This is a genomic window from Streptomyces sp. NPDC033178 (genome assembly GCF_055577685.1).
In genome coordinates, this window is record NZ_JBVIPT010000049.1 from 1 (window position 1) to 9,717 (window position 9,717).

Sequence of the window (9,717 nt, forward strand, 5' to 3'; positions counted from 1 at the left end):
GGTGGGATGACGACGCTGTGTGACTCGAGCAGCTTCCTGTTCTTCAGAAGGGTGCGGTGCATCGCGGTCCGGCTGCTGCCGAACAGTACGGCGAGAGGTTCCGCGGCCAGGGCGACCCGCAGATGGAGCACGGTGGCCAGGACCTGTTCGGGGAAGGCGAGCCTGGGCGGACGGCCGCGCCGGGCGTCGCCGTCGAGGGCCAAAGTCCCTGTGAGCGCGTCAAGTTGTTGCCGGGACATCCCGGTCAGGACGGGGTCGGACAGCAGGGCCTGATCCCACTGCGGCGCCGGCGCCTGCGGAACCCGGGCCGCCGGGACGGCAAGGTGCGGCTGCGGGTGCAGGGCGTAATTCCATTCGCCATGGAATGCGTGGCGGGTCAGCGGCATTGCTGCCATCTCCGCGTCACCGATACGGACTCCGGTGGGATAGGTGTTGGTGTCGAGTGCGGCACTCACGCGCAGTCCGGTGCGGGTGGTGGTCGCGGCGATGGACTGGACGATGACTTCGTGGCTGGTCAGCGGGCGGCCGCGCCAGTTCATGGAGATGTGCGAGAAGAGCCGGTGCTCGATCTTGTTCCACTTCGATGTGCCCGGCGGCAGGTGACACACGGTGATGGTCAGCCCCGTTTCGGCGGCGAGCCGGGCCAGTTCGAGTTTCCAGGCCCGGGTGCGGTATCCGTTGGAGCCGCCCGCGTCGGCGGTGATCAGCAGTCGCTCCGCCTGCGGGTAGGCGGCCTGGCCCTGGCCGTGCCACCAGCGGCGGATCGACTCGACCGCGAATGCGGCGGTGTCGTGATCGGTGCCGACGTTGACCCAGCCGGTGTTCGCCGCCAGGTCGTAGATCCCGTAGGGGACTGCCTTGCCCAGCTGCGGGTCGGCGAAGTCATGCACGTTCACCGGCACCGGCTCACCGGTCGGCCGCCACTGGCGGCCGTTGTACTTGAACTCGCCGACGAGCTCCTTCTTCTTGGTGTCCACGCTGATCACCGGTTGGCCGGTGTCCCGGTGCTCGCGGGCCTGCTCGTTGAGATAGCGGAACTGCGCGTCCCGGTCTGGGTGTTGGCTGCCCTCGATGGTCTTGGCGTTGGCCTGCAGGCTGAAGCCTTCCTCTCGCAGCAGGTCGGCGACAGTGTCGGCACTGACGCGGTGCCCGGCACGGGTCAGCTCCTGCGCAAGCGTGCGGGTGGACTTGACCGTCCACCGCAGCGGCGACATCGGATCCCCTCGCACATCCGGCTCAACCAGCGCCAACAACGCTGGTCGCAGCCCGGGATTCAGATCCGAGACCCGTTTGCGGCCCCCGCCCGGCCGCCGCCCCCGCCCCAAAGGCTCCTCGCCCGCCTCGAGTTCGAACACGCCCTTGCGGACGGTCGTCTCGCTGACCGCAGCGGCCTGTGCCACGGCTCGGACACCACCGTGCCCCAACCCCCGGGCCTCCGCAGCCATCAACAGCCGTCGCTGCCGTTCGTCCAGATGTGGGAGCAACACCGCGAACTTCACGGCGAGTTGGTCACGAGTCTCATCCGAGATGCGCATACCACACCACCGAGCCTCAGAACGGGAAGCAACACCTTGATTCCCCGCAAGCCCTTAGACATATCCCCGCAGTAGCTTATAGAGATCCTGAGTGCATAAGAAGGATGGTGAGGCCGGAGGTGAATGGCCGTTGCACGGGGACTCTGCGCTCGGGCGTCGATGGCGGACCGGTGCTTACGGGGAAGACAGATCTGCACCACACTCGGCAGAAATCTGCTATGGCCGCAGACGCTAGCCATGCTCATGGGTGGCAGTGGCTAAAAAGGTGATGAGCGTTTGTGATTGGCCGAGCTCCTCCAACGTAGCCCGACAACTCCTGCCTCTGGAGCTGAGGTTCGGCTCCCAACAGATGTGCTGGCGGCGCTTGGGGCGAGACAGCAGGCCAGGGCCCTCTGGCAGCCGCGCCGCATTCTGCTCGCTGAGCTGGGCCGCCCCGCCACCCTGACTCGCTCCTGGGCGACAAGGACTGCGACTCCAACACCTCGTCGTCCGCTGGGAACGCCGAGCCGAACTCCACGACACCCCCGCCTCGCCAACCTGTGGCCAACATCTGCCGGAAGTGCCCCCACAGGGTATGACCATGATCGTCTTACGAGCTGCTACCCGCTTTATCCCTCCAGTATCCCGGTTCCGACTGAATGGAGTTGAACTACATCGGGCGGTGGCACGTAGACCTAACTGGAGCTTCCGATGTCAGGGGTGGCCTCTCGGTGAAAGTCAAATGAACGTGAAAAAGATACCTTTGATGGAGGAATAATGTATCAAGCGCGCAGTATTATTCTTACAGCCGTTTCCATGGCTCTCTGTCTGGTGCTGACATCCTGCTCCGGTGCGAACGAGCAGAATGCAAGTAATCAAATCGAAAACGCCGACGTTCCCGTGTCGGGAGAACTGGGCATTCCGAAACTCGATTCGACAGAAGCAGCGGCTCAGCCCTCGCCTGAGGGCCAAGGTGAGGGTTCGCCGACCCCTCGTCCCCGAAATCGCGAATGCCCGAGAGGTTCCATCTGTTTCTTCGATTTTAACTCGTTCAACGGTAGGCGCCTGGCTCTAACGGCGCCGGTGACCGTCGCTGACCTGAGCGAACTGCAGGTCGACGGTGAGGGATTCGATGAGACCATCTCATCCGTAATCAATGACTCGGATTATGACCTGGTGATGTGGAGTACCGCGTCCCTCGGCGGAGGCAGGCGAGATATACCCAAGAAGACAAGAGTGTACGACATGGGGTGGCAGAGTTTCGACGATCTGACTTCGTCGATCAGCGCGACAGGTACCGAGTGCGAATGAGCGACGCAAGAGCTTGTACACGATCGTTTTGCAGTGCCCTGGTCGGGTGTGACCAGTGGGGTGATTCGGCCGTTCGTGTTACGTGAGTCCTCGGCCGTGGATCGTGGACGACGGCTTGTGAGCCCTGATCGAACCGCTGTTGCCGCCCTGGCCGTGGTCCGCGGAGCCCTGCTTCCTGTTCGACCTGGAGGGGCCGGAACAGTCCGGGGATGACGCGCCGCCCGGGGCGCCTCCTCAGATGCTCCGGGCGCCGTTGCTGTCCACGCGGCTTCTGGGAGCACCAGGGGTGAAAAGCTGCCCGATTACGGAGACTCCCGTGCTGCTCGATCTGTGTCACTACCTCCTCCTCTCCTCGACCTGGCGCGGGCTGCAGTGCCCCGACTGTGGCCCGGCCGCATCCGTCGGATAGGCCCGTTCACTGCTGGGGCGGTGCGCTTGGTGATTCGGGTACACCCCCACAGTCGTCGCCATGCCCCGGTAACTATGGCGTGACCTTTTCCACGTCGGCCGTGACCGCTGCTGGCATCAAAGCCACGGGCAACGTCGCCGCGGCCCTGATCGGCGCGCTGCACGGCGTACGGCTGTGCGGCACCGTCGCCGTCATCGCTGCGGCGGAGAACCTGGTCACCGCGCAGGGCGTGTTCCTCGACGCCTGCCGCGAGGACCTCGCGTACACCACACGCCGGTGGCAGTCGGGTCGTCGGGGCAAAGAGCAGCGCTTCCTGCGGGAGCAGACCAGCTGCTGAGGGTGCCCGGCGGCGGCAGCATCGGCCGGACGCGGGCGCGGCACTCTCCGGAAAGCCTGACCGTTGGTCGACCTCGTCGGCTGAGGCGAGTCATCTTGTCTCGACGGTGCACACCCTTCGGTATCGGCCGATCGGCGAGCTGGCCGTCGAGGACATACGTCTGCTGATCGGGTAGAACGTGGGATTTGCCCATCTTCTGGCGCTTGCGCTGCAGGCACTGCGGGACGACCCTCTGGCCGAGGGTGACATGTACGAGGGCGATCTACTGTACGCCGCTGCCGGGCTCGGGAGGACTCCGGCGCGAAGACCGCCGTCGGCACCACCTCCACGGTGATCGCCGACGACGGCTACCGCGGCACCGGCCTGACCATTCCTCACTAACGCACGCACAAGGAGGAAGAACTGCCAGTTGATTAGGGCTGGCCACCCTCGTCCGTCTTCGGCACGGAGGCACTCACGACGTGCCAGTCTGCTGATTCGGCGTTGACAGCTCGGCCATCACCCGAGCTGTCAACGAGGTACGGCCGCTGCTCGCCGAGCCTTCGCTGCCGGCCCACCCCAACGGCATAACAACGTCACCGTCCGCTGAGCCGACCTTGACAAACCTGATTGGGAATCATTCATCCTGCACTGACAGGTGAAATGGGCTGGTCAGTGGGTGTGGTGACGAGGCAGGGCCCCTCGTCGTTGGCGTGGTGATTCCACTCAGCACACCGGCGACCGAAGAGGCCCTGTTGGTTCTGTACCCTGCCACGCTCGACGGCCTACCTGAGCTCGTCGAGCATGTTGCCTGGCTGCTGTACGAGCACCGCCGCAAACGCAACACCCGATGGCGGAAGCTCGGCTGCTTCGACCAGGCACTGCTCATGCTGGTCCGCCTCCTCAATAACGAGGCACTCGCCCAGCTCGGCGCCGGGTTCGCGCTATCCCAGACCACCGCCTCTCGCTACGTGGACGAGGCCCAGGAGGTGCTGGCCTCATGGGCCCCAGGCCTCCACGAAGCCCTCACCGGCCTCGCTGAAGGCGACCATGTCATCGTTGACGGCACGCTGATCCCCACCGACCGCATCCGCGCCGATCAGCCGTACTACTCGCAGAAACACAAGAAACACGGCATGAATGTGCAGGTCATCGCCCGCCCCGACGGCACACCCCTGTGGTTCTCCCGCGCGACCCGGTCGCACCTACGACCTACCGGTAGTCCGTTGCACCCGATGGTTGAGATCAAGGGGTCTTCCGGCGGTGACGGCGTCGAGGAGGGCTTGGAGTTCGGGCGGCAGGTCTTGGTCGGTCCATGCCCGCCACCAGCGGGCCAGGTCGATCGCCGGGGTGAGCCAGGAGCGGACGGCGCGTAAGGCCCTGAGCCAGCAGGGCGGTTGGGGCTGGTGGTGCATGCCGGGTCCCCCCTCTGCCCTTTCGTCGGGGCAGGGCTCTGGTGCGGTGGTGTCCAGCGGTCCGGGCGGCGCGAACCACGGGTCCCAGCAGAAGGAGAACGCGCAGTTGACCAGGGTCTGGTGACGGTGGATGGCCTTCGCGGAGCGGACCTGGAAGTCGGCCCAGCCGAGCTCGTCCTTGATCTGTTTGCAGCTCTGCTCGATCCATGGCCGCAGCCTGTAGATCCGGGCGATCTCAGCGAGGTCGGCGGGCGAATGCGTGCTGGCGGCGTGCGGGGCGTCGGGGTGGGGCAGGCTGGTGGTCAGATACCAGGTGGCCTTCTCCGGCAGGGTGCCCGGGTCGCTGGTGGCCACGACCAGGCGGCAGCTGCTGTTCGGGCCGTAGTTGACCAGCGTCGCATCGGCGGCCCACCACGTCTCAGTGTGCCCGTCTCGGAAGCGGCGCTCGATGGGCCTCCAGCCGCCCGTATTCTCGGGATCGGTGCCGGTCAGGGCGCGGACGGCGTCGATCGGAGTGCGCGGCTCGTCGGCAGGTGCCCACCTTCCGCGGTGCGGCCGCAGTGCCACCACGTAGGGAAGGGCGGCCTCGCGCAGTGCCAAGTACCAGTCGTCACTGACCGAGTAGGCGCAGTCGGCCACCACGGCCCGGCACGCAAAGCCCGCCTGCTTGCCTTGGGCCGCGAGAGCGGCCGAGATCTGCGGTTTGGTACGGAAGTTTAGGTCGGCCCGGCCGCGGGCGAAGTGGTGGGCCGGGGCGTAGGGCTGCGCGTGCAGCGGGTAGTAGATCCGCCCGTCGGTCTACACCGCGGTGACCGTGACGATCCCGTTGTCGGTCTTGCCCAGCCGGCCCAGCCACTGCCGGCCGACGTGCGCGATGGCGATGCCGTCCTTGCGGCCGCCGGAATCGTCGATGACCAGCACCCCCTGATCGTGTGGGGCGGTGGCCGGGGCGGCGCGCATCAGCTGCAGACGCCGGTCGTTGACCTTCACATCGTCCCAACTGGACTCCGGAAAAACTGCAGTTGCTGTACGGCCGCGTCCTTTGAGCCGGTCACCGGCTCGGCTCCGGCCAGACAGGTCAGCGTCTTGTTCCAGTCGCGCGGCGCCATCAGGGCAGCGAGGTACTCGCGCAGGCCGCGCCGCTGGGTGAGCGAGACCAGCAGGTCATCAAAGCGGGCCGTGTACTCCTCCAGCGGGCTAGGAGCGGGCGGGCAGGCACGTCGCTCGGGCATCGCTCCTCTGAGAACGGTCTCCTTCCGCTCTGCGAGCAATCCGAGGAGCCGTCAAGTCCCTGCTACCGCCGGGTTTAACGGACTACCGGTAACTGAGGTCGCCGAGTTTCCGGCAATGCTTCACTGCAGAATTCTGGCAGTCGTGGCCTTCAACTGCTGCCGCAGGGAGAAGGATAGGTTCAGCGTCCCAGACCGCTGGACTGCCCCTGCCCTGTGGACATGAACTGCTGACGGGCGTTCAATATGCTGGTCGGCACATTGTCGACCTGGCTCTTCAATCGCCCCAGTCGGGCAATATTTTCAGGTTCTTCCCAGGTGCTCGGCATGCGGGAGGCTAGCTCGGTGTAGGCGCCTAGCTGATCGTTGGGAATGCCATGCACATATGAATGCTCCGCTATCTGCTTCCGGAGGGCATGCAGCACAGCCCCGAAAACTGCAGAATTTTCGCGCTGCGCTGCCCACGCCCTTAGCGCGGAAGCGTCCGGTGCGGCGACTGGGTGAGTCTGCGCGGCGGCGGCAATAGTGTGCTGAGCCGTGGCGGGTGCAGGCAGCGAGGGGGCAGGCATTGGTGCGCTGGGATGTGGTCCGGACTGGGGTGCAAGCTGCCCATAATGGTCCGCCACCTGCTGCGGAGCTTGAGGCATCGATACGGACGAAGACCCCTCACCGAAACCAGGCACCGAACCCCCACCATTCGCTGCCCGCGCCTGGGCCTCACGCCTTTCAACCGTATAATTGAAGTAGTCCGCACTCAGATGATCCTGGCGTTTTGGGTTTTCCCACAGGACGTCGAACTGAATTCTCTGCCTGGGTGTCAGCCTCCGAAAGGCCTCGGTATTCCCGGCCCTCTGATTCTTGATGAAGTCCTCATTTTGTGCATTTATCTTACGGAGATATTTAGGTGCAGAAATTGGTTGCGATTCGCATTCCTTTAGCCATTGTGTCATCACTTGGAGTGCGTGGGCGGTCACTTCTGCACGACTTGGCATCTTAACGACCCTCTTGAGATGGAGGCGAGCTACTAGGAGTACTACGCAAACAGGACGGATCCAGTTCACTGCGCCCGTCTTCATGCTGTATATGAGATAGTTGAGCCACTTTCATCCTGCACGGTCACAAGTCAGTGATTCCTAATGCGGTCTGTCAAGCCGCGAGGGCCTTGGGCGGAGCGGGCTCGTAGCACCGTCCGTCGCGGAGGAGGGCCCAGAGGACGTTGACACGGCGGCGGGCAAGGGCGAGGACGGCCTGGGTGTGACGCTTGCCCTCGGCGCGTTTGCGGTCGTAGAACCGGCGCGATTCCTCGCAGTGTCGGATGCTGAACAACGCCGAGGCGTAGAAGACGCGTTGGAGGCGGCGGTTGTAGCGTTGCGGGCGCCGCAGATTGCCGCTGATCTTCCCCGAGTCGCGGGGCACCGGGGCGATGCCGCCGAAGCCCGCCAGGCGGTCGGCGGTGCCGAAGGTCGTCATGTCGCCGCCGGTCGCGGCGAGGAACTCGGCGCCGAGGATGACGCCCAGGCCGGGCATGCTGGTGATCACGTCGAAGGTGTCGTGCTCGCGAAACCGGGCCTCGATGTCCTTGTCGAGTTCGGCGACCTGCCGGTTGAGGGCCATCACCTCCCTCGCCAGCGTGTGCACCAGCTGGGCGGCCAGCTTCTCGCCGGGCAGGCTGGTGTGCTGCCGTTCGGCGGCCTGGACAGCGATCTCGGCAAGGCGGTCGGGGCGCACGACGTGGCGGTTGCGCAGCCAGGTTTCCAGCCGCTTGGCGCCGATCCGGCGGATGGCCGCTGGGGTCTGGTAGCCGGTCAGTAAGGTGAGCGGGCCAGTGTTGGTGAGATCCAAGGCCCGTTCCAGGCCGGGGAAGATACCGGTGAGCTGGGCTCGCAAGCGGTTGACGGTGCGGGTGCGGTCGGCGACCAGGTCCGTGCGCCGGCCCGTGAGGATCTTGAGGTCGGTGACGGTGTCGTCGCTGGCGCGTAAGGGGTGCAGATCCCGGCGGACGCGGACCTGGTCGGCGATGACGGCGGCGTCCTTGGCGTCGGTTTTGCCCTCGCCGCGGTAGCTCTCGGAGGCGCGGTGGATGGCCCGGCCGGAGATGTAGTGCACCGGCTGGTCGTGGTTGAGAAGGATCGCGATGGCCAGGGCGGCTCCGCCGTCGGCCAGGTCGATGCCCCAGATCACCTCGTTGCCGAGAGCCATGACATCGGCGAGGAGTTGGAGGAGTTCGGGTTCGTCGTTGGCGACGCGTCGCGACAGCAGCCGGCGGCCGCTCTCGTCGATCGCGACGCAGTGGTGGTGGGTCTTGCCTGCGTCGATGCCGGCCCAGATCGCGGCCATGTGGTGCCTCCGTGCGGTCTGCTGCTGATGCCTCCCACGGACGACCTCGCTGTCGATTCCCTACAGAGCGATCATTCGCAATTCCTAATTGGCAGCCGAGTCGTCGTGGGGCACCGGGCGGCCAATCACTGAGAGCCACAATCGGCAGAGCTTTTTCAACCACACCCGGTGCCCCTGGGTGGGTGAACCATACGAAGGGCTCACCGCCTCCCGCAGAACAACGTAGGGAGCCTCTTTCGTCCTGAACAGTCACAGGTCAAGAGTGTGTGGATGGCTTGGACGGCTGTGCCGATACGCTGAGTGGAACATCGGGCTCGCCGTAACAGTCGCCAGGATTTCAGCTGTGCGAAGGCGCATTCGCCGGGAGCCCGCAGCCGGGCGTGGTCATGGTTGAACTCCTGGTAGTGCTCGGGCTGTTCGTGGTGGTGGTAGTAGGGGGTGCGGACGGTGGCGGCCGGCACCCTGGTAGGCCCGGTCGGTGAGAACGAGTATCTGTCGGGTCAGGCACGCTTGGATGACGTCGTGGGCGCGGGCCGCGGTGAGGTCATGGGTACGTCCCGGTGTCGCGCGTGCGAACCACAGTGGTGTGCCGTCCGGGGCCGCGATGACCTGTACGTTCATGCCGTGCTTGCGGTGCTTCTGTGCGTAGCTACGGCTCATCCGCCTTGATGCGGTCGGTCGGGATGAGTGTCCCGTCGACGATGACGAAGTCGCCCTCACCCAGCCAGACCAGGGCCTCGTGCAGGCCCGGTGTCCAGGCGGCCAGGACCTCAAGCGTCTCGTCGACGTAGCGCTAAGCCGTTATCTCCGACACCCCGAACCAGGCGCCAACCTGTGCGAACGTCTCGTTCTTCCGCAGGTGAGCCAGTGTAAGCAGGGCCTGCTTGAAGCAGATCAACTTCCGCCATGGTGAGCGAAGTTCACGCCTTCGGGCGTAGATGAGCCAGGACACAGGCTCGACCAACTCGTACGGGACGTCGAGCATGGAAGGATACGGAACCAACGAAGCCTCCGGCCGCCGTCGTGCTGAGTGAGATCACCACACCAACGACGAGGTGGCTATGGCGACTGAAACCGGGTTCTGGCACAGATCTTGGGCTCTGTCGCTGATTTGGGGGTAGGTGACGATCAAGGACGGGTGGGCATCACCTTGGCGTGGGGGATGTGGTTCGCCTCGCTGACCTCC

The 9,717-nt window shown here is 65.2% G+C and carries 5 protein-coding genes and 5 pseudogenes; 5 read left to right on the plus strand and 5 right to left on the minus strand.

Annotated features, from left to right (window positions below):
• Window positions 1-1,535 (minus strand): ISAzo13 family transposase (locus tag ACZ5VQ_RS49135; RefSeq protein ID WP_469110736.1); only part of this gene is annotated, 1,535 nt, incomplete at its 3' end.
• A gap of 756 nt (window positions 1,536-2,291) precedes the next feature.
• Between ACZ5VQ_RS49135 and ACZ5VQ_RS49140 the strand changes: the two genes are divergently transcribed.
• The 5 genes and pseudogenes from ACZ5VQ_RS49140 to ACZ5VQ_RS49160 all read left to right on the plus strand — a co-directional run.
• On the plus strand, window positions 2,292-2,825 hold the full coding sequence (locus ACZ5VQ_RS49140; RefSeq protein WP_469110737.1) for a peptidase inhibitor family I36 protein: 534 nt from the start codon (window positions 2,292-2,294) through the stop codon (window positions 2,823-2,825).
• A 509-nt stretch (window positions 2,826-3,334) separates the two neighbouring features.
• Entirely contained in the window at window positions 3,335-3,571 is a 237-nt protein-coding gene (locus ACZ5VQ_RS49145; RefSeq protein ID WP_469110738.1) for a hypothetical protein, read from the plus strand.
• A gap of 106 nt (window positions 3,572-3,677) precedes the next feature.
• Window positions 3,678-3,794: pseudogene (locus ACZ5VQ_RS49150) on the plus strand (contact-dependent growth inhibition system immunity protein); the annotation flags it as partial.
• A gap of 53 nt (window positions 3,795-3,847) precedes the next feature.
• Window positions 3,848-3,949: pseudogene (locus ACZ5VQ_RS49155) on the plus strand (IS5/IS1182 family transposase); the annotation flags it as partial.
• Window positions 3,950-4,263: 314 nt separating this feature from the next.
• Window positions 4,264-4,765, plus strand: a pseudogene (locus tag ACZ5VQ_RS49160) (transposase family protein); the annotation flags it as partial.
• Window positions 4,766-4,795: 30 nt separating this feature from the next.
• On the opposite strand, the pseudogene ACZ5VQ_RS49165 reads toward ACZ5VQ_RS49160, so the two are convergent.
• The 4 genes and pseudogenes from ACZ5VQ_RS49165 to ACZ5VQ_RS49180 form a co-directional block, all read right to left on the minus strand.
• Window positions 4,796-6,197 (minus strand): annotated as a pseudogene (locus ACZ5VQ_RS49165) (IS701 family transposase).
• Between the two features lie 179 nt (window positions 6,198-6,376).
• Complete coding sequence (locus ACZ5VQ_RS49170) at window positions 6,377-7,186, minus strand: hypothetical protein (protein ID WP_469110739.1); 810 nt, start codon at window positions 7,184-7,186, stop codon at window positions 6,377-6,379.
• 154 nt (window positions 7,187-7,340) lie between these two features.
• Entirely contained in the window at window positions 7,341-8,531 is a 1,191-nt protein-coding gene (locus ACZ5VQ_RS49175) for an IS110 family RNA-guided transposase (RefSeq protein ID WP_469110740.1), read from the minus strand.
• Window positions 8,532-8,731: 200 nt separating this feature from the next.
• Window positions 8,732-9,574 (minus strand): annotated as a pseudogene (locus tag ACZ5VQ_RS49180) (transposase family protein).
• Window positions 9,575-9,717 lie beyond the last annotated feature (143 nt).